Origin of the sequence: Bordetella genomosp. 13 (assembly GCF_007679965.1) — a bacterium.
In the GTDB taxonomy this organism is placed as follows: domain Bacteria; phylum Pseudomonadota; class Gammaproteobacteria; order Burkholderiales; family Burkholderiaceae_B; genus Bordetella.
The window spans coordinates 639,913-659,926 of the sequence record NZ_VEHL01000001.1; the positions used below are offsets into that span (position 1 = coordinate 639,913).

Consider the following 20,014-nt stretch of genomic DNA (forward strand, 5'->3'; position numbering starts at 1 on the left):
TCCCTGCGCGGCTTGGCGGGGCGCTCTCAGCGGACGCGCATGCCGGGCTGCGCACCGGGCCACGGCTCCAGCACGTAGATGCCGGGGTTGGCCTTCTCGTCGGCGTGGCTGCCCGCCAGGACCATGCCTTCGGAGACGCCGAACTTCATCTTGCGCGGCGCCAGGTTTGCGACCATGACGGTCAGCTTGCCGATCAGGTCGGTGGGCTGGTAGGCCGACTTGATACCCGAGAACACGTTGCGGTGGCGGCCTTCGCCCACGTCCAGGGTCAGGCGCAGCAGCTTGGTCGAGCCTTCGACTTCCTCGCAGTTCACGATCCTGGCGATGCGCAGGTCGATCTTGGCGAAGTCGTCGATGGTGATGGTGTCGGCCAGCGGTTCACCGCCGGGCACGGCGGCCGGCTCGGCGGGCGCCTCGGGCGCGGCGGCCTCGGCCGGCGGTTCGAACAGGGCGTCCAGCAGCTTCGGATCGACCCGCTGCATCAGGTGCTGGAACGGCGCCACGCGCTGCGGCAGCTGGCCGGCATCGGCCCACGTGAAGCTGTCAGTGCCGCCGAACAGTTCGCGCGCGACGCGGTCGGACAGGGCGGGCAGCACCGGCGCCAGCATGACCGACAGGGCCTTGAAGCCGGCCAGCGCGCGCGAGCAGATGTCCTGCAGCGCCAGCTTGCGGGCGTCGTCGGCATTGGCCCAGTCCTTGGCCAGCACCCAGGGCTGCGCGCTGTCGAACGCCTGGTTGATGCGGTCGGCGTGCGCCATGATCTCGCGGATGGCACGGTTGTATTCGCGCGCCTCGAAGGCGGCGCGGATGGACTCGGCCTGCGCGGCGAACTCGGCCGACAGCGCGGCGGTGTCGCCGGCATAGGCCAGCGCGCCGTCGAAATGCTTGGTGATGAAGTTGGCCGCTCGGCTGGCGATGTTGACGTACTTGCCCACCAGGTCGCTGTTGACGCGCGCCACGAAGTCTTCGGGATTGAAGTCCATGTCCTCGACGCGGGCGTTCAGCTTGGCGGCCATGTAGTAGCGCAGCCACTCGGCGTTCATGCCCAGTTCCAGGTAGCGCAGCGGCGAGATTCCGGTGCCGCGGCTCTTGGACATCTTCTCGCCGCTGACGGTGATGAAGCCGTGCACGTTGATCGCGTCCGGCGTCTTGCGGCCGGCGAACTTCAGCATGGCGGGCCAGAACAGCGCGTGGAAGTAGATGATGTCCTTGCCGATGAAGTGCACCTGCTCGGTGGAGCCGGCCGGATCCAGCAGCGCGTCGAAGTCCAGGCCCTTGGCCTGGCAGTACGACTGCAGCGAGGCCAGGTAGCCCACCGGGGCGTCCAGCCACACGTAGAAGTACTTGCCCGGCGCGTCGGGGATTTCAATGCCGAAGTAGGGCGCGTCGCGCGAGATGTCCCAGTCGCCCAGCTTGGCCTCGCCGTCGTCGGCGCCCAGCCATTCGCGCGTCTTGGCCAGCATCTCGGACTGCAGGCGCGGCGTGCCGGCAGCGTTGGCGCCGGCCGTCCAGTCGCGCAGGAATTCCACGCAGCGCGGGTCCGACAGCTTGAAGAAGAAGTGGTCCGACGACTTCATCACCGGCGTGGCGCCGGTCAGCGACGAGTACGGGTTGATGAGGTCGGTGGGCGCGTAGGCGGAGCCACAGACCTCGCACGAGTCGCCGTACTGGTCCTTGGAATGGCACTTGGGGCACTCGCCCTTGATGTACCGGTCGGCCAGGAACATGCCCTTGACCGGGTCGTAGAACTGCTCGATGGTGCGTGTCTCGATGAACCCCTGGTCGCGCAGCGCGATGTAGATGCCCTGCGACAGCGCCACGTTCTCGGGCGTGTCGGTGGAGTGCCAGTGGTCGAAACGGACGTGGAAACCGTTGAGGTAGGTGGGCCGCTCGGCGGCGTAGCGCGCCACCAGCTGCTGCGGCGTGATGCCTTCCTTCTCCGCCTTCAGCATGATCGGCGCGCCGTGCGCATCGTCGGCGCCCACGAAGTGCACCGTATGGCCCGCCATGCGCATCGCCCGCACCCAGATGTCGGCCTGGATGTATTCCATGATGTGGCCGATGTGGAACGAACCGTTGGCGTAGGGCAGGGCGGTGGTGACGAAAAGCGTGCGTGACATGGCGGGTCGGCGTATGACGGAGAGTCGGGGCCGGCTATTTTAGGTCTTTCCCGCGGAAAGCATCCGCGGGGCACGCACGGGCCGGGCCGCTCAGCGGATTTCGCGGGCCTCGACGTCGATGATGTCGCCGCCGGCGGGTTGCGCGAAAGGCGCCGGGCCGCCGGGGAAGGGGCCGGGCGCCGCGCGCCGCTGGCTCCAGTAGGCGCGGGCGCCGAAGGGCTTGCCGCGCACCTTGGCCACGACGTACAGGATGCCCACCGCCACGGCGGTGGAGATCATGAAGACCAGCGCCATGGCCATGCCGATGAGACCGAGGACGGCGAAGAGGGCGGCGCGGACGAAGCGGGAGAGAATATCGTTCATGTAGATAGGATGTAAAACACAGCGGAAGGTTCCCGCATATCCGCTATCCTTGGGGGCAACGGCGGGGCGGATTCCCGCGCTGCCCATGGAACCCTGGTCTTATGAGTATAGCGACGATAGAGCAGATACGCGGCGCCCTGCGCGCGGCGCACGATCCCATCACCGGCAAGGACCTCAGCGCTTTTGTAAAAGATCGTGACATCCGCCTGGAAGGCGGCGTCGCCGCCAAGGTCGAGTTGGGCTACCCCGCCGGGCCCATCGCGGGCGAAGTGCGTCAGGCGGCGCAGGCCGCGCTGGCCAGCGCCGGATTCGCGCAGGCCCAGGTCGACGTCACCTGGAACGTCGCCACGCATGCCGTGCAGAAGGGCCTGAAGCCGCTGCCGGGCGTGCGCAACATCATCGCAGTCGCCTCGGGCAAGGGCGGCGTGGGCAAGAGCACCACGGCCGTCAACCTGGCCCTGGCGCTGGCCGCCGACGGGGCGCGCGTGGGCGTGCTGGACGCCGACATCTATGGCCCCAGCGTGCCCACCATGCTGGGCATCACCGGCCGTCCAGAAAGTCCCGACAACAAGTCGATGAATCCGCTGCATGGCCACGGCCTGCAGGCCAATTCCATCGGTTTTCTCATCGACGCCGATTCGCCGGCCATCTGGCGCGGCCCCATGGTCACGCAGGCGCTGGAACAGCTGCTGCGCCAGACCAACTGGGACAACCTCGACTACCTGATCGTCGACATGCCTCCCGGCACAGGCGACGTGGCCCTCACGCTGTCGCAGAAGGTGCCGGTGGTGGGCGCGGTCATCGTCACCACCCCCCAGGACATCGCGCTGCTGGATGCGCGCCGCGGCCTGCGCATGTTCCAGAAGGTCGAGGTGCCGGTGCTGGGCGTGGTCGAGAACATGGCCATGCACGTGTGCTCGCAATGCGGCCACACCGAACACATCTTCGGCGAGGGCGGCGGACGCCGCATGGCGGACCAGTACGACGTGCCGTGGCTGGGCAGCCTGCCGCTGACCCTCGGCATCCGGGAACAGACCGACGCGGGCAATCCGACCGTGGCGGCCGATCCAACCAGCGAAGCAGCGGGCCTGTACCGCGGCATCGCGCGCAAACTGGCCGCCGGCGTGGCGGCGTTGCCGCGCGACATGGCGGGCAAATTTCCCTCCATCGTCGTGCAGCAACCATCCTGACGCATGCGCGAGGCTGTACGCTCGCTTGCGCTGGGTATGTTGGCATTTGCCGCGGGCGCCGCGCACGCGGCGGTGCCTGAAGTCGTCATCGATCCGGGCGGGGTGCCGCCCGCCGCGCTGCAAAGCATTACCACCGCCGTCGACGCCATCAAGCGGCTGGCCGCCGACCAGGATGGCGGCGAGGCCAGCCGGCTGCGCCGCCGCGCGCGCGACGCCACGCTGGCCGCGCTGGCCACGCAGGGGTATTTCACGGCCAAGGTCACGCTGGCGCCCGGCACCGACGTGGCGGGCGATACCTGGGACATCGTCATCGAGCCCGGCCCGCGCGCCGCGATCGATACGGTCGACCTTCAGTTCACCGGCCGCGTCACGCGCCCCGAATACGCCGAGCGTATCGCCGGCTGGCGCAAGGGCTGGACCCTGCAGCAGGGCAAGCCCTTCATCAACGCCGACTGGAACAAGGCCAAGTCCGACCTGCTGCAATCGGTGATGGATCGCGATTTCCTGCTGGCGCGCCTGACGGATTCGTCGGCCGAGGTCGACGCCGAGACCGCGCGCGTGCACCTGAAGGTCTCCATCGACAGCGGCCCGCTGGTGCGCATGGGCGCGCTGAAGATCGAGGGCCTGGAGCGCGTGCCCGAGCGGCTGATCGGCCGCTACGTCGATTACCCGCAAGGCCAGCCGTACCGCCAGGAGCAGCTGGACCAGTGGCAACAGGAGTTGCAGTCCACCGCGTTCTTCCGCGGCGCCTTCGTGTCGCTCGACACCGTGGCGCTGGACGCCACGCCCGAAGAGCTGCGCCGTCCGGCCGATACCAAGGCCGCGGCCGCGGCGCCGGCCGGCGATCCCGCCGTGGCGGGCGGACCGACGCCGCCCACGCAAGGCGGCAGGCGTCCCGATTCCGACGGCGAGGTCACGCTGCCCGTGCAGGTGCGCGTGGTCGAGGCGCCGGCCAAGCGCGCGGCCGCCTCCATCGGCGTGGACGACGAGGCCGGCGTGCGCGTGGAAGGTACCTATCGGCAGAACGTCGTATTCGGCCATCCGCTGACCATGGAAACCGGCGCCAGCGTGGACCGCCTGCGCCAGCGGGCCTATGCGGACTTCCTGCTGCCGCCGGATTCGCGCGGCCGCAAGGATTCCATCGGCGTGCTGGCCGACCGATCCGACATCGAAGGCCTGCAGGTCACGCGCTTCGCGCTGGGCGCCACGCGCCTGCAGGAGCGCAAGGGCGCGGGCGACAGCCGCGTCGAATACGAGACGCGCTGGGGCGCGCTGCTGGCGCAGGACCACATCCAGATCGACGACGGGGACAAGTACGACCTGCCGACCGCCACGCTGACGGCCGAGTGGCTGCGGCGCGACGTCGACAGCAAATACGATCCGCGCGAGGGCAACCTGATCGCGGTGGGCGGCGGCGTGGGCGTGGTGCTCAATTCCGGCGAGCCCTACACGCGCCTGCGCGTGCGCGGCCAGAAGTGGTGGCCGGTGGGCGAGCGCGACGTGCTGACGCTGCGCGGCGAGATGGGCAGGATCTGGTCCAACGCCGACGTGCGCGTGCCGGACGATTTCGGCTTCCGTGCGGGCGGCGCGCGCTCGATCCGTGGCTACCGCTACCAGAGCATCGGCGAACGCCGCGATGGCGCCGTCGTCGGCGCGGCCACGCTGGCGGTGGCCAGCATCGAGTACGACCACTACTTCGACGAACGCTTCGGCATGGGCGTGTTCATCGACGCGGGCGATGCCGCGCAGTCGTTTGGCGACATGGACATCGCGTTGGGCTACGGCGTGGGCGCGCGCGTGCGGACCCCCGCCGGACCGCTGTTCCTGGACGTGGCGTACGGCCAGCGCGAGCGTGACCTGCGCCTGCATTTCTCGCTGGGGATCGCGTTTTGAAACGACGGCTGTACGCCTTCCTGCGCCTTTGCCTGGTGTGGGTGCTGCCGGGCATGCTGATGTTGCTGGTGGTGGCGCTGGGCTTCTCGCTGTGGCTGCTGGGCACGCCCAGCGGCACGCGCCTGCTGCTGTCCACCGCCATCGAACAGCTTGACGGCGAGGTGGCGGGCATCGAGGGCAGCGTGCTGGACGACCTGCGCATCGGGCATCTGCGCGTGGCCTTGCCCGGCACCGAGGTCGAGCTGGACACCCTGCGCGTGGACATCGACTGGCCCGCGCTGTGGCAGCGCACGCTGCACGTGCGCGAGCTGTCCGCCGCCACAGCGCGCGTGGCGTTGACCACGCAGCCGCCGGCGGCGGACGAGCCGCCCGGCGAGCCCTTCACGCAGCTGGCACTGCCCGGCGAACTGACGGTGGACCGCCTGGCGCTGGGGGCGTTCTCGTTGACGCAGGACGGCCAGGCGCTGCCCGTGTCGCTGGACAACCTGAATGCCAGCCTGAACGCAGGCGCCGAGGGCGCACGGCTGCGGATCGCCAGCCTGCGCGTGGGGCATGAACTGGCCCAGGCCGACGTGCACGGCACGGCGGACCTGCCCAGGCTGGCCGCGCCGTGGCCGTTCACCGCGCAATTGAATGTGGACGCGCGCGGCGCGGGACCGGATTCGCCGTTGTGCGTGGACGCGATGTGGACGCGCAGCGGCATGGGCGGGGCGCCCGATGAGACGAAGAAGCCGGCCGCCGCGAAGGGCAAGGGCGGCAAGACCGCATCGGCATCGAAGGCCGCGGCCAAGGATGCGCGCGGCAAGGCGGCGGCGTCGAAGGACGGCGCCAGGAACGCGTCCTCGCCAGCCGCGGCCAGCATGGGCCAGGCCGATGGGTCCGGCAGTCAGATTGAAATCTCCAAGGCGGATCCGGCGCAGGCCGGCGCTTCATCGAGCGCCGCGATACCGGCACAAGCCGGCCAGCCCGCCGCGCCCCGGCCCGTCTACACCGCCTGCCCGGTGCAGCTTCAGGCCGAGGCCTCCGGTTCGCTGGAGCAGATCCATGCCGTGCTGCAAGCCCGCGGCGGCCGCCTGACCATGCTCGCCCAGGCGCTGCTGGCGCCCGCCGATGCCTTCCCGGTGCGCAACGCCACCATCGACGTGCAGCGCGACGGCAAGCCCACGCTGGCCGCCACGCTCGACTGGCAGTCCGTGGCCGGCCAGCCTGGCGTGCAGCGCCTGCTGGCGCACCTGCAGGCCGAAAAACTGGATCTGGGCGGACTGCTGGGCCCCGGCATGCCGGGCGCGCTGCTCAGCGCGCGCGCCGCCGTGGACGCCGAAGTGGCCGACATGAAGATCGTGCGCCGCGCCGATGTGGAATTGAACATCGAAGAGGGCAGCCGCTGGAACGGCCAGCCGCTGTCGGGCAAGGCTAGCGGACACCTGGCGGTCGATGCGCAGGCCCAACAGGTCATGGCCGCGCAGTTGGCGCAGGGCTCGGCGCCAACTGCGCCGGGCGCGACGGGGGCGCAGGCCGCGCAGAACATGCCAGGCGCAACGATGCCACAGGCCACGCCGGGCGGCGACGCGGCGTCTTCCCCGGCGACATCATCCGCCGGCGCGGCCTCGTCCGGCACGCCGCAGGCCGCTGCTCGGGGCGCTTCCAGCGGGGCGAGTCCCGCGTCGAAACCGGCGTACGGTTCGCCCGGTCCGGCCGGCAATCCGCCGCCTTCCGGCGACGCGGGACCGTCCGCCGCCGCATCCCAGCCTCCCGGCCTGCCCGCCGGCTGGCGCATCGACGGCGTCGACGTCGACCTGCGCCTGGGCCCCAATCGCGTGCAGGCCAAGGGCAGCATGGGCGCCGAGGATGGCGCGCTGACGCTGGACGCCGCGGCGCCCAGCCTGGCGGCGTTCTGGCCCGACCTGCCGGGCGGCGCGAAGCTGCAGGCCAAGGTGGACGGTACCGTCGCGCGCCATCGCGCCACGCTGGACGCCGCCTACACGCCGGCCAACAGCCGCGCCGGCCTGCTGGGCCGCGCGCCGGCCCAGGCCAGGCTGGCGCTGGACGGCGGCTGGGGCCCGGGACCGGCGACGGCGCAGGGCGGCGCAACGCTCATCGGCTATCGCGGCACGCTGGCGCGCCTGGATGCGTCCAGCGCCGGCTTCGCCGCCGCCATCGAGAAACCCATGACGTTCGCCTACCTGCCCGGCGCCGCCGCGCCGGCCTGGCAGACGCAGGTGGGAGCCACCGTGCTGGCCGTCACCTTTCCGGACAAGCAGCGCATCGTGCTGGCCCATGGCGGCTCGCGTGCCGGCGCCAACCGCTGGGAGACCACCGGCCAGGTCGACAATCTGGTCATCACCGCGGAGATGGTCCGGCAGCTGAGCCGCGCGCTCGACCCGGGCGCGCTGGACGCCGAGGCCCGCCGCGAGGCCAACCGCGTCAACGCCGCCGCGCAGGGGCCGCGCCGCATCGCGCTGGACGCCACCTGGGACCTGCGCTTTGCCGGCGCATTGGGCGGGAAGGTGCACATCGCGCGCCGCGACGGCGACCTGCGCATCCCCGGCGATCCGCCGATCCCGCTAGGCCTGCGCCAGTTGGCGCTGGATCTGACCGCGACGCCCACGGGCGGCGCCGCCAGCCGCCTGAATGCCACGCTGGACGTGCGCACCGAGAAAATGGGCACCATCCGCGGCCAGGCCAATGCGGTGCTGGCCGGCCTGGGCCTGGACCAGCGCCAGCCGATCCGCGCCAGCCTGGACGCCGACATCGACGACCTGGCCTGGGTCAGCCTGTTCACGGGCGACGCGCTGGAGGTCGGCGGCGAGATCGATGCCAACCTGCAGGCCCAGGGCACGCTGGCCGGCGGCTGGGCCGCCACGGGCACGGTGCGCGGCCAGAAACTGCGCGTGGTTCGGGTGGACGACGGCGTGCGCCTGATCGACGGCACGCTGAACGCGCGCCTGGACGGCGATCGCGTCATCCTGGATTCGCTGCGCTTTCCCGCCTCGCTGCGCGTGATGCCGGCCGAGTGGCGCACGCGCGAATGGGTGTCGAGCAATCCGGATGCGAAAGACGGCTATATCGACGCCAGCGGACAGTGGCTGCTGAGCCAGTCGCAGGGCAAGGTCGACGTCAAGCTGCATCGCTTCCCCGTGCTGCAGCGCTCGGACCGCTACGGCATGGTGTCCGGCACGATGACCCTGGACGCCGCGCTGCCGCGTCTGACGCTGACGGGCGACCTGACGGCCGATGCCGGCTGGGTCAGCCTGGAGATCCTGCAGGGCGTGCCCACGCTGGACGACGACGTGCGCGTGGTCCGGGCAGGCGAGGAGCAGAAAGCCGCCAGCAGCCCCATGCAGATCGGCATGGACGTGAAATTCGACATGGGGCCGCGCTTCTACATCACCGGCATGGGCCTGGACGCGGGCCTGCTGGGCAGCATCCGCGTGCAGATGAACGACGGCCGCCTGACCGGCATGGGCGCGCTGCGCACGCGCGGCGGCGGCATCGAGGCCTACGGGCAGAAACTGCGCCTGAGCCGCGGCGTGCTGACGTTCCAGGGCCGCCTGGAAAACCCGTTGCTGGACATCGAGGCGCTGCGCACCGGCGAGCAGGTCGAGGCGGGCGTGAAGGTCTCCGGCACGGCGCAGCGGCCGCGCATCGACCTGGTGTCCTATCCCGATGTCAGCGACGTCGAGAAGCTGTCGTGGCTGGTGCTGGGCCGTGGCCCCGACGAGGGCGGCAACGACACGGCGCTGCTGTTGTCGATCGGCACCGCGCTGCTGGGCGGCGGCGAGCCGTTCTACAAGCAGTTCGGGCTGGACGACGTCAGCGTGCGCACCGGTTCGCTGGGCAGCTCGGGCAGCCTGCTGCCCGACCGTACGGTGGCGGGCGACGTGAACCGCGACAGCGACAGCGAACTGGCCACCCAGTTCATCGTGGGCAGCAAGCGGTTCTCCAATGGCATCACCCTGAGCGTCGAGCAGGCCCTGGCGGGCAGCGAGACCGTCGGGCGGGTCAGTTACCGGCTGGCGCGCGGGTTGTCTCTGGACCTGAAGGGCGGCGGCGTCAACGGGCTGGCGCTGGTGTACCGGGTGCTGTGGGACGATTGAGTCCGGGCGGTTCGGCGCGAGCGGATAAAATAGGCCCCATTCTTCCGGGATTTTCACCATGAGCATCAAAAGCGACCGCTGGATCCGCCGTGCCGCCGAAGCCGGCATGATCGAGCCCTTCGAGGCCGGCCAGGTCCGCACGGCCAACGGCGAGCGCATCGTCAGCTACGGCACCAGCAGCTATGGCTACGACGTGCGCTGCGCCGACGAATTCAAGATCTTCACCAACATCAACTCCACCATCGTCGACCCCAAGGCGTTCGACGAGAAGTCGTTCGTCGACTTCAAGGGCGACGTCTGCATCATCCCGCCCAACTCGTTCGCGCTGGCGCGCACGGTGGAATACTTCCGCATTCCGCGCAGCGTGCTGACGATCTGCCTGGGCAAGAGCACCTACGCGCGCTGCGGCATCATCGTCAACGTGACCCCGCTGGAACCCGAATGGGAAGGCCACGTCACGCTGGAGTTCTCCAACACCACGCCGTTGCCGGCCAAGATCTACGCCGGCGAGGGTTGCGCCCAGATGCTGTTCCTGGAAAGCGACGAGGTCTGCGAGACCTCGTACCGCGACCGCGGCGGCAAGTACCAGGGCCAGCGCGGCGTCACGCTGCCGCGCACGTAATCGCCCGCGGCCGGCGCCGTGCGCCGGCCTGGCGGCGGCTTCAGGCCGCGGGCGCCTTGCCCGCCACCGCCGCCCACAGCTTCTCGGCTACCGGCGCCAGCTCGCTGGGCTGCCGGTACAGGCAGATGTCCACCGGGATGTCCCATTGCGGACCGCCGGCCCGGCACAGGCGCTGCTGCGCCAGATCCTCTTTCACCAGCTCGCCCGGCAGCCATGCGATGCCGCGCCCCTGCAGCGCCATCGAGCGCAGCAGGGCGGCGTGGTGCGCGACGAAGGTTTCGCGAAACCGGTCCGAGGTCTTGCCGGCCTGCTTCAGGTGATGTTCCACGATGCGGCCCAGGCCCGACGCGGGTCCGTACGACAGCAGCGGCACGGGGGCGTCGTGGTCCACGGTGTACTGCGCCTTGCCCGAGCCGTCGCCGGCGGGCGCGCTCACCGGCATCAGCACGTCGCTGTCCAGCCGCGCCACGGGATAGGCCAGTTCGTCCATGCGGTTGGGCACGCCCGCGTGCCGGTGGCACAGCAGGAATTGCACGCGGCGCTGCGCCATCAGGTCGGCGCAGGACTGGAAGCTGTCGGACATGGTCTGGATGGGGCCGATGGCGAACAGGGCCTCCAGGCTGACCAGCCAGCGCGGAAAGAACGTCAGCGACAGGAAGTGCGTGGCCGCGAAGCGCAGGCTGGCCTCGGACTGCGCCTGGGCGGCGCGCGCCTTGATGCGGGCGGCCTCCAGGTCGGCCAGCACCTGCTGCAACAGGGGACGGAACTTGCGCCCGGCGGCGGTCAGCTCGGTGGGATGCGCGCTGCGGTCGAACAGGTCGACCCCCACCCATTCCTCCAGCGCCCGGATGTGCCGGCTGAAGGCCGGCTGCGCGATGGCGCGCGCCTCGGCGGCGCGCGAGAAACTGCCGGTTTCCGCCAGCGCGCAGAAATCCTCCAGCCACTCCATGTCCAGCGGACGATTTCCAGGGCCCATGCTCGTGCTCCGTTGCGGAGATAGTTCTATGCGATTGGAGTATTGGACGGTCTGCGGCGTCCTCCGCAATCATAGTCCGCAGATCGACCTCATACCCGGAGACAAGCATGGCTTCCATCGCAAACTATCGCGGCATCATCCCCGCCATTTCGTGCCCCTTCACGCCCGACCACCGCATCGACGAACCCGCGCTGCGCAAGCTGGCGTCCTGGCTGGCGGGCCACGAGGGCATCGTGGCGGTGATGACCAACGGCCACACGGGCGAGGTGTTCTCGCTGACCCCCGCCGAACGTGCCCAGGTGACGCGCATCGTGGCCGACGAACTGCGGGGCCGCCTGCCGGTGATCTCGTCGCTGGTGTGCGAAGGCATCGCGGAAGCCGCCGAACAGGCGCGCATGGCCCGCGAGGCCGGCGCGGCCGCGCTGGACGTGATGCCGCCGCACCACTGGCTGCGCTTCGGCTTTACCTCGGGCCATGCGCTGCAGTACTTCGAGGCCATCCACCAGGCCGCGCCCGACCTGGACCTGGTCTGCCACGTGTATCCCGCCTGGACGCGCGCGGCCTATTCCTCGCAGCTGCTGGCCGACCTGGCGCGGCTGCCCTACCTGCAGGCCTTCAAGGTGGGCCAGCGCGACATGAACAAGTACGCCCGCGACATCCAGGCGATCCGTGAGGCGAATCCCGACAAGGCCATCCTGACCTGCCACGACGAGTACCTGCTGGCCTCGATGGTGCAGGGCGTGGACGGCGCGCTGGTGGGCTTCGCCACCTTCATCCCGCAACTGATCATCGACCTGTGGGAAGCGGTCAAGGCAGGCGACCTGCGCCGCGCGCAGGCGGTGCAGGCCGTCATTACCCCGCTGAAGGACGCGGTGTACGGCGGCGGCGAGCCCACCGGCGAAGCGCATGCGCGCATGAAGATGGGCATGTACCTGGCCGGCGTGCTGGACGACGCCACGGTGCGGCCGCCCACCGAGTCGCCCGACGAGCATGAAGTGCAGGCCCTGCGGGCCGCGTTGAAGCAGGCGGGCATGCTCGCGCGCTAGGCCTGCAAGCGGTGGTACGAGTGCGGCGAACGACGGCCGGCGTGGCGTGACACGCCGGACCGATCCAGAACAGACAAGGAGACAAATCATGCTGAAGACATTGCTGTCGTACGCGTTGTGCGCGCTGCCGCTGATGGGCGCGGGGACTGTCCATGCGGCGGGCTATCCCGAGCGCCCGATCCGGATGGTGATTCCCTTTCCGCCGGGCGGCACGCTGGATGCGCTGGGCCGCGACCTGGCCAAGCAATTGAGCGACCAGACCGGCCAGAACGTGGTGGTGGAGAATCGCGCCGGCGGCAACGGCACCATCGGCGCGGACGTGGTGGCGCGCTCGAAGGCGGACGGCTATACGCTGCTGTTCAGCGCCTCGACCTTCGTGACCGCGCCCATGACCATGACGTCGGTGCCGTTCAAGGTGGAAAAGGACTTCGTGCCGGTGGCCATGGCGGCCAAGGCGCCGCTGTCGGTGTCGGTGCGCAAGGACCTGCCCGTGGCCGACCTGCCGGCGCTGCTGAAGTACGCGAAGGCCAATCCGGGCAAGCTGACCTTCGCGGTCGGCTCGATCGGCTCCGCGGGCCACTTGTCCACCGCGCTGCTCAAGCGCCAGGGCGGCCTGGACTACATGGTGGTGCCGTACAAAGGCACGGCGCCGGCCTTCCAGGACCTGATCGGCGGGCGCATCGACGGCTTCATCGACCCGGTGCTGGGCGCGATGGAGTACTACCGCAGCGGCATGCTGCGCATCCTGGCGGTCACCTCGGACAAGCGGCTGGCCAGCCTGCCCGACGTGCCCACCGTCAGCGAGACACTGCCGGGCTATCAATACTTCAGCTGGTACGGCGTCTGGGCGCCCGCGGGCACGCCGGACGACGTCGTGCACAAGCTCAACACCGAGGTCAACAAGGCGCTGGGCGGCGACATCCAGTCCAAGTACACCAAGCTGGGCCTGCTGATCACGCCGGGCAGCGTGGAAGACTTCGCACGCTTCCAGCGTGAGGACATGGCGGCGGCCAAGCGTCTGATCGACGAGGAGGGCATCCGTGTTGAATGATCCGGGGGATGCGGGGGGCGATCGCGGCCCGGCCGTTTGCGGCCCAGCCGTTTGCGGCCCAGCCGATCGCAATCCCGCCGGCCTTGGACTGGCGGTGGTCACCGGCGCGGCCGGCGGCATCGGCCTGGCCATCGCGCAACGCCTGCTGGCCGACGGCTGGCGGGTGGCAGGGCTGGACCTGGGTGCGTCCATGCTGACGCATCCCTCCTACCGCCACATCGCCGTGGACCTGTGCGACGCCGCCTCCACCGCGCAGGCGCTGCAGGGCCTGCGGGAAGCTCGCGCGCTGGTGCATTCGGCCGGCGTGCTGCGGGTGGGCACGCTGCAGGACCTGGACCCGGCCGACGGCATGCGCATGTGGGCCCTGCACGTGGACGCCGCCGTGCGGCTGGCGCAGGGGCTGCTGCCGGCCCTGTCCGCCGGCGGTCGAGGCCGGATGGTGCTGGTGGGCAGCCGCGTGGCGCAGGGCATGCCGGGGCGCAGTCTCTACGCGGCCTCGAAGGCGGCGCTGGTGGCGCTGGCGCGCAGCTGGGCCGCCGAACTGGCGGCCAGCGGCGTCACGGTCAACGTGGTGTCGCCCGCCGCCACGCAGACCGGCATGCTGGCCGATCCGGCGCGGGCGGCCAGCGCGCCCAGGCTGCCGCCCATCGGGCGCCTGATCCAGCCCGGCGAGATCGCGGCAACAGTGGCGTTCCTGCTGTCGGATGCGGCGGCCGCGATCACCGGACAGGACCTGGCGATCTGCGGCGGGGCCTCGCTGCCGAATTGAGTTTTCCACAGGCGCGCCCAGACGTGCGCACGAATCATGGACCGTGCCCCGTGGCGGCGTGTCCATCAGCGCCGTCGACTTTCCCGTTATCCACAGGCCGCCGAGTCAGCGGCGATATTCGTAGTGGATGTCCCACGGTTCTTCGCCTGTGCGCACGAAACCGCAGCGCACGTAGAACGCATTGGATTCGCTGTCGCGCAGCGCGGTCACGCGCAGGACCTGTCCCGTTTCGCGGGCCTGCGCGATGGCCATGTCCACCACCGCGCGGCCCAGGCCCTTGCCCTGCGCATCGGGATGCAGGTACAGGTGGTTCAGGCGCAGCGCGCCGTCCTCGTCCGTCAGCACGTAGAACCCCACGCGCACGCCGTCCAGGCAGATCCAGCGCGTGCGCGCGGCCACGAACGACGCGCGCAGCCGCTGGCGCGAGCGCTCGGGATCGTAGCGGCCCAGGCGTTCCAGGCTGGGCCGCATGGCCAGCGATCGCAGGTCGGCCAGGGCGTCGAAATCCGCATCGATGACGGGCTGGAACTGCGCCGTGCCCGCGGCGCAAGCGAATGGATCCATGCCTATGACTGCCATGGATCGTAGGTGCCGAAGCTCCACACGTGTCCCTCGGGGTCGCTGCACGTGAAGCCGCGCCCGCCGTAGTCCGCATCGGCGATCTCCACCAGGATGGTCGCGCCCGCGCCCTTGGCGCGCGCATAGAGTTCGTCGGCATCGTCCACGATGACGTAGGCGCTTTGCGTCTCGCGGTTGCCGATCTCGTCCGGTTGCGCCATGTGCTGCGCGAATTCGCTGTCCAGCACCGAGCCCAGCATGATCATGCCGTTGCCCAGCACCAGTTGCGCATGCAGGATGGTGTCGGCGGGGCCGGGCACCACCAGGTGCGCCGAGAAGCCGAAGGCCTGCTCCAGCCATTCGATGGCGGCGCTGGCATTGCGGTAGCGCAGGCACGGGACGATGCGGGCGGGACTGGCGACGATGGTGCTCATGGCGTTACTCCTTCCTTGGACTTCAAGCGGGGGTGGCGACGGCGTCATAGCCGCGCGCGCTGAATTGCAGGATGCACAGGCCGTGCCCGAACGGGTCGCACAGGTGGGCGATGCGGCCCCAGTCGTGCGTGGCGGGCGGGTCTTCCAGCGTGGCGCCGGCACGCACGGCGCGCGCCACTGCGGCATCGACATCGTCCACCACGAAATCCAGGTGCACCGGCGTCCAGTGGCGTGCGTAGTCGCGGGTCTGCCCTGTCGTGCGGCAGGCACGCGTACCGGTGGGCTTCTGCAGCAGGTACAGCCGTGCGTTCGCGCCCGTCAGTTCGACCCCGCCCGCACCGAACCGGCGCTGCGGCGCCAGGCCGAACGCGTCGCAATAGAAGCGTTCACCGCGGGGCAGATCATCCACGTCGACGTTGATCAGGATATCCATCCGGTCCTCGGATCCAGGCACATGGGTATGGCGTTGCTCATGCACAACGCCATGCAACGGGGTGCGCGCGTGTTTTTCTTTTTGTAGGCACGGCCGACCCCTGGGGCGTCCCCAGTATGGCCCCAGGGGCGCGCGGCGTGCAAGGCCGCGGCCGCTGCGGCCTTTGCGGGGTGTGCTTCATCTACCCGGCACTTATAATGGGAAACGTCGAGTCGCGTGGTGTTCCGCGCAGGAGCCAACGATGTTCGGTTTCCTCAACAAGACCCAAGTCCGATACGTCGACCCGCAGGTGCAGGATGAATTCGTCCAGAAAGTCAGCGCCGCGGCAGACGACTTCCTGCAGGCCCTCGAGCCTGCCGAACGCGCGGCGTGTGACTTCAGCCCCGGCAGCGTCGGCTGCCTCGATGCCGCGGCCAGCCGGGTCCGCGACGGCGCGCTGACGCTGTCGCCCTTGCAGCGGGTCGGCATGGCCGCCTATCTGTACGAAGTCGCGCGGCGCCACCAGGGCGGCATCTACGAAGTGTGCGACGACGACGATCCCGTCGTGCTGGTCACCGGCGATCCCGAGTGCGAGATCTGCCTGTGCGCCATCTCGCGCGTCGAGCGCAACCTGACCGGCGAGCAGCCGGAACCGCTGTCGGATCTCTACGCCCGCTACGTCGACGCCGTCCAGGCCGACCGCCCCGAGCTGGTGCGTTGACCGTAGCGTCGTTCACGCCGTCCTGGCCGGACCGGGCGCCTGTCGCTGCGCCGGCCTTCGCCTGTCAACAGGACGTCCCCATCTCGCAGTACACTCGCGTCCGTTTTGACCCAAGCCTGCCGCGCCTACGCACGGCGGGCCGCCGGCCCATCCTCCCTCGCGTCACGCCTTGCCCTGGAGCGCCCGCATGAAATTCCGATTTCCCATTTTCATCATCGACGAAGACTACCGTTCCGAGAACGCCTCGGGTCTCGGTATTCGCGCACTGGCGGCGGCCATCGAGGCCGAGGGCGTCGAGGTGCTCGGCGTGACCAGCTATGGCGACCTCAGTTCGTTCGCCCAGCAGCAAAGCCGCGCCAGCGCGTTCATCCTGTCGATCGACGATGAGGAATTCGACGACTCCTCGCCCGAGGACGTGGCCAGCGCCATCAAGAACCTGCGCTCGTTCATCGGCGAACTGCGCTTTCGCAACGCCGACATCCCGATCTACCTGTACGGCGAGACGCGCACGTCGGAGCACATCCCGAACGACATCCTGCGCGAGCTGCACGGCTTCATCCACATGTTCGAGGACACCCCCGAGTTCGTGGCGCGCCACATCATCCGCGAGGCCCGCAGCTACGTCGACGGCCTGGCGCCGCCGTTCTTCCGCGAGCTGGTCGAATACGCCCAGGAAGGCTCGTACTCGTGGCACTGTCCCGGCCACTCGGGCGGCGTCGCGTTCCTGAAGAGCCCCGTGGGCCAGATGTTCCACCAGTTCTTCGGCGAGAACATGCTGCGCGCCGACGTGTGCAACGCCGTGGACGAACTGGGCCAACTGCTGGACCACACCGGCCCGGTGGCCGAGTCCGAGCTGAACGCCGCGCGCATCTTCCACGCCGACCACTGCTTCTTCGTCACCAACGGCACGTCCACGTCCAACAAGGTCGTGTGGCACGCCAACGTGGCCGCGGGCGACGTGGTGGTGGTCGACCGCAACTGCCACAAGTCCATCCTGCATGCCATCACGATGACGGGCGCCATTCCGGTGTTCCTGCGGCCCACCCGCAACCACCTGGGCATCATCGGCCCCATCCCGCTGGAAGAGTTCGATCCCGAGAACATCCGCAAGAAGATCGAGGCCAACCCCTTCGCGCGCGAAGCGGTGAACAAGAACCCGCGCATCCTGACGCTGACGCAGAGCACCTACGACGGCGTGATCTACAACGTCGAGATGATCAAGGAACAGCTGGGCGACTACGTCGACACGCTGCACTTCGACGAGGCCTGGCTGCCGCACGCATCGTTCCACGAGTACTACCAGGACATGCACGCCATCGGCGAGAACCGGCCGCGCCGCAAGGAAGGCATGGTGTTCGCCACGCACTCCACGCACAAGCTGCTGGCCGGCATTTCGCAGGCCTCGCAGATCATCGTGCAGGAGTCCGAGACCCGCAAGCTCGACCGCAACATCTTCAACGAGGCGTACCTGATGCACACCTCGACGTCGCCGCAGTACGCGATCATCGCGTCGTGCGACGTGGCCGCGGCCATGATGGAGCCTCCGGGCGGCACCGCGCTGGTCGAGGAAAGCATCCGCGAAGCCATGGACTTCCGCCGCGCCATGCGCAAGGTGGAATCCGAATTCGGCAAGAACGACTGGTGGTTCAAGGTGTGGGGCCCGAACCGCCTGCCGTCCGAAGGCATCGGCAATCGCGACGACTGGTTCCTGGAAGCCAACGACCACTGGCACGGCTTCGGCGAAATGGCCGAAGGCTTCAACATGCTGGACCCGATCAAGGCCACGGTCATCACCCCGGGCCTGGACATGTCGGGCAGCTTCGGCGAGACCGGCATTCCGGCCGCGCTGGTGTCCAAGTATTTGACCGAGCACGGCGTGGTGGTCGAGAAGACGGGCCTCTACTCGTTCTTCATCCTGTTCACCATCGGCATCACCAAGGGCCGCTGGAACACGCTGCTGACCGCGCTGCAGCAGTTCAAGGACGACTACGACCGCAACCAGCCGCTGTGGCGCATCCTGCCCGAGTTCTGCCGCGACCATCGCCGCTACGAGCGCATGGGCCTGCGCGACCTGTGCCAGCAGATCCACGAAGCCTATCGCGAACGCGACGTGGCGCGCCTGACCACCGAGATGTACCTGAGCGACATGGTGCCGGCGCTGAAGCCGTCGGATGCCTTCGCGCGCATGGCGCACCGCGAGGTCGAGCGCGTGGCCATCGACGAACTCGAAGGCCGCGTCACCGGCGTGCTGCTGACGCCGTACCCGCCGGGCATCCCGCTGCTGATCCCGGGCGAGCGCTTCAACCGCACCATCGTCCAGTACCTGCAGTTCGCCCGCGAGTTCAACTCGCGCTTCCCCGGCTTCGAGACCTACATCCACGGCCTGGCCGACGAGGCGGCGCCCGACGGCAGCAAGCGCTACTACGTGGACTGCCTGAAGGAAGACTGATCCGCGGCGCGGCCATGCCGTGACGGACGACGCGAGGCCCCCGATCGGGGACCTCGTTCTTTTGGGGCGCGAGAGGCGTCGCGCCGTGTCGTCCCGTCCTGGGGATGCCTTGCCGCAGGGCGCGCCGGCATCATGGCGCGGTGCCGACGGCCGGCTAGGACAATGCCGCGACCAGTCTGCCCACCTCGGCGATGATGCGGTCCCGTTCCGGCATATCGATGGCGGTGGTCTCGAGATAGACCGACACGACGATGGGCGCGCCGCCGGGCGCCCGCGCGAAGCCGGCGTCGTTGGCGCCCACCTTGGAGTAGGTGCCGGTCTTCTCGCCCACGGTCCAATCGGAGGGCAATCCCGCCCGCAGCCGCGTGCCGCCCGTCTGGTTGGCCACCAGCCACGACTGCAGCATCCGGCGCGATTCCGGCTTCAGCGCCTGGCCGAACAGCAGGGCGCCCAGTGTCCGGTTCATCGCGTGCGGACTGGTGGTATCGAGCGGCTCCGATACGTGGGGCACGTTCAGCTCGGGCTCGTAGCGGTCATGGCGGGTGATGGGATCGCCCAGGCTGCGCACGAAGCGGGTCAGCGCCTGCGGCCCGCCGTAACTGCGGTGCATCAGGTTCGCGGCCGTGTTGTCGCTGGTGGTGATCGTGGCATGGCACAGTTCGGCCAGCGTCATGCCGCGCGCGCCGACGTGCTGTTTCGTCACCGGGGCGTGGTCGAGCAGATCGGATTGGGCGATGGGGATGCGCCGTGCCAGCTGTTCCTCGCCGCGGTCCGCGCGCGCCAGGATGTATGCTGCCGACAGCGTCTTGAACGAGCTGAGCATCATGAAGCGCTCGTCGCCGCGATGGCTGGCGACCTGTCCGGTGGCCGTGTCGGTCAGCGCGACGCCCAGCCGCCCCTGGCTCTGTTTCTCAAGGTCGGCCAGCACCTGGCCCAGGTCGGCAAGCCGAGCCAGCGGCCAACGGTTTTTCTTGTTTATCTGGCTCCACGCCCAACCCGGCAGCAGGCCTGCCAGCAACGTGGCGGTGGCGACGTTCCGTCTCGTAATCAAGGCATCCTCCTCGTGAACGCGATATACGTTTCGTTGATGCTCTGGAGCATCAGGCCACACGATGCGCCCAACTGGCTGCTTGAGAAAGCAGATATCCGGCATCAACGAAAATGGCCAGACAATCCATGTCGCCCTCAAATGGAAAAGCCCCCGACGTAGCGGGGGCCCTAAGCCGATCGTCACGAAAAAAAGACGTAAAGTGAACGATCGGGACGCAGATGCTAGCTATCGTCCCCTGAGCAGTCAAGAAATTCCTGGCAAA

General features: G+C 69.3%; 16 protein-coding genes. 9 read left to right on the forward strand and 7 right to left on the reverse strand.

The window, feature by feature from the left end; all coding sequences use genetic code 11:
* Positions 1-26: 26 nt before the first annotated feature.
* Both metG and FS845_RS03030 read right to left on the reverse strand, forming a co-directional pair.
* On the reverse strand, positions 27-2,120 hold the full coding sequence (gene metG / locus FS845_RS03025) for a methionine--tRNA ligase (RefSeq protein WP_144630644.1): 2,094 nt from the start codon (positions 2,118-2,120) through the stop codon (positions 27-29).
* A gap of 90 nt (positions 2,121-2,210) precedes the next feature.
* The gene (locus tag FS845_RS03030; RefSeq protein WP_144630645.1) at positions 2,211-2,483 is read right to left on the reverse strand and encodes a hypothetical protein; all 273 of its coding nucleotides are present in this window, start codon (positions 2,481-2,483) and stop codon (positions 2,211-2,213) included.
* 101 nt (positions 2,484-2,584) lie between these two features.
* On the opposite strand from FS845_RS03030, the gene apbC reads away from it, so the two are divergent.
* The 4 genes from apbC to dcd are packed head-to-tail and all read left to right on the forward strand — an operon-like array spanning position 2,585 to position 10,285.
* Positions 2,585-3,673, forward strand: a complete 1,089-nt coding sequence (apbC, locus tag FS845_RS03035) for an iron-sulfur cluster carrier protein ApbC (protein ID WP_144630646.1) — start codon at positions 2,585-2,587, stop codon at positions 3,671-3,673.
* A gap of 36 nt (positions 3,674-3,709) precedes the next feature.
* Positions 3,710-5,566 carry an autotransporter assembly complex protein TamA gene (locus FS845_RS03040; protein ID WP_260986121.1) on the forward strand — a complete coding sequence of 619 codons (1,857 nt, stop codon included), beginning with the start codon at positions 3,710-3,712 and terminating at the stop codon, positions 5,564-5,566.
* Positions 5,563-9,663, forward strand: a complete 4,101-nt coding sequence (locus FS845_RS03045; RefSeq protein WP_409929246.1) for a translocation/assembly module TamB domain-containing protein — start codon at positions 5,563-5,565, stop codon at positions 9,661-9,663. The genes FS845_RS03040 and FS845_RS03045 overlap by 4 nt, the downstream gene beginning before the upstream one ends.
* A 58-nt stretch (positions 9,664-9,721) precedes the next feature.
* On the forward strand, positions 9,722-10,285 hold the full coding sequence (gene dcd, locus FS845_RS03050) for a dCTP deaminase (RefSeq protein WP_144630648.1): 564 nt from the start codon (positions 9,722-9,724) through the stop codon (positions 10,283-10,285).
* A gap of 40 nt (positions 10,286-10,325) precedes the next feature.
* Here dcd and FS845_RS03055 read toward each other — a convergent pair whose 3' ends face one another.
* The gene (locus FS845_RS03055) at positions 10,326-11,261 is read right to left on the reverse strand and encodes a LysR family transcriptional regulator (RefSeq protein WP_144630649.1); all 936 of its coding nucleotides are present in this window, start codon (positions 11,259-11,261) and stop codon (positions 10,326-10,328) included.
* 107 nt (positions 11,262-11,368) lie between these two features.
* On the opposite strand from FS845_RS03055, the gene FS845_RS03060 reads away from it, so the two are divergent.
* The 3 genes from FS845_RS03060 (at position 11,369) to FS845_RS03070 (ending at position 14,127) form a co-directional block, all read left to right on the forward strand.
* A complete protein-coding gene (locus tag FS845_RS03060; RefSeq protein WP_144630650.1) occupies positions 11,369-12,307 on the forward strand; it encodes a dihydrodipicolinate synthase family protein in 939 nt (312 codons plus the stop codon).
* A gap of 88 nt (positions 12,308-12,395) precedes the next feature.
* A complete protein-coding gene (locus FS845_RS03065) occupies positions 12,396-13,358 on the forward strand; it encodes a tripartite tricarboxylate transporter substrate binding protein (protein ID WP_144630651.1) in 963 nt (320 codons plus the stop codon).
* 88 nt (positions 13,359-13,446) lie between these two features.
* Positions 13,447-14,127, forward strand: a complete 681-nt coding sequence (locus FS845_RS03070) for an SDR family NAD(P)-dependent oxidoreductase (RefSeq protein WP_144631237.1) — start codon at positions 13,447-13,449, stop codon at positions 14,125-14,127.
* 105 nt (positions 14,128-14,232) lie between these two features.
* On the opposite strand, the gene FS845_RS03075 is transcribed toward FS845_RS03070, so the two are convergent.
* From FS845_RS03075 to FS845_RS03085, 3 genes are read right to left on the reverse strand one after another with little or no spacing between them, the layout of a single operon-like run.
* Positions 14,233-14,691: a GNAT family N-acetyltransferase gene (locus FS845_RS03075; protein WP_144630652.1), complete on the reverse strand. Its 459-nt coding sequence runs from the start codon at positions 14,689-14,691 to the stop codon at positions 14,233-14,235.
* Between the two features lie 2 nt (positions 14,692-14,693).
* The gene (locus tag FS845_RS03080; RefSeq protein WP_144630653.1) at positions 14,694-15,119 is read right to left on the reverse strand and encodes a VOC family protein; all 426 of its coding nucleotides are present in this window, start codon (positions 15,117-15,119) and stop codon (positions 14,694-14,696) included.
* A gap of 22 nt (positions 15,120-15,141) precedes the next feature.
* Complete coding sequence (locus FS845_RS03085; protein ID WP_144630655.1) at positions 15,142-15,552, reverse strand: VOC family protein; 411 nt, start codon at positions 15,550-15,552, stop codon at positions 15,142-15,144.
* Between the two features lie 241 nt (positions 15,553-15,793).
* On the opposite strand from FS845_RS03085, the gene FS845_RS03090 reads away from it, so the two are divergent.
* Positions 15,794-16,252 (forward strand): hypothetical protein, encoded by a 459-nt coding sequence (locus FS845_RS03090; RefSeq protein WP_144630656.1) that lies wholly within the window; start codon positions 15,794-15,796, stop codon positions 16,250-16,252.
* Positions 16,253-16,439: 187 nt separating this feature from the next.
* The gene (locus FS845_RS03095) at positions 16,440-18,701 is read left to right on the forward strand and encodes an arginine/lysine/ornithine decarboxylase (RefSeq protein WP_144630657.1); all 2,262 of its coding nucleotides are present in this window, start codon (positions 16,440-16,442) and stop codon (positions 18,699-18,701) included.
* A 154-nt stretch (positions 18,702-18,855) separates the two neighbouring features.
* Here FS845_RS03095 and bla read toward each other — a convergent pair whose 3' ends face one another.
* The gene (bla, locus tag FS845_RS03100; protein ID WP_222129950.1) at positions 18,856-19,752 is read right to left on the reverse strand and encodes a class A beta-lactamase; all 897 of its coding nucleotides are present in this window, start codon (positions 19,750-19,752) and stop codon (positions 18,856-18,858) included.
* Positions 19,753-20,014: the final 262 nt, after the last annotated feature.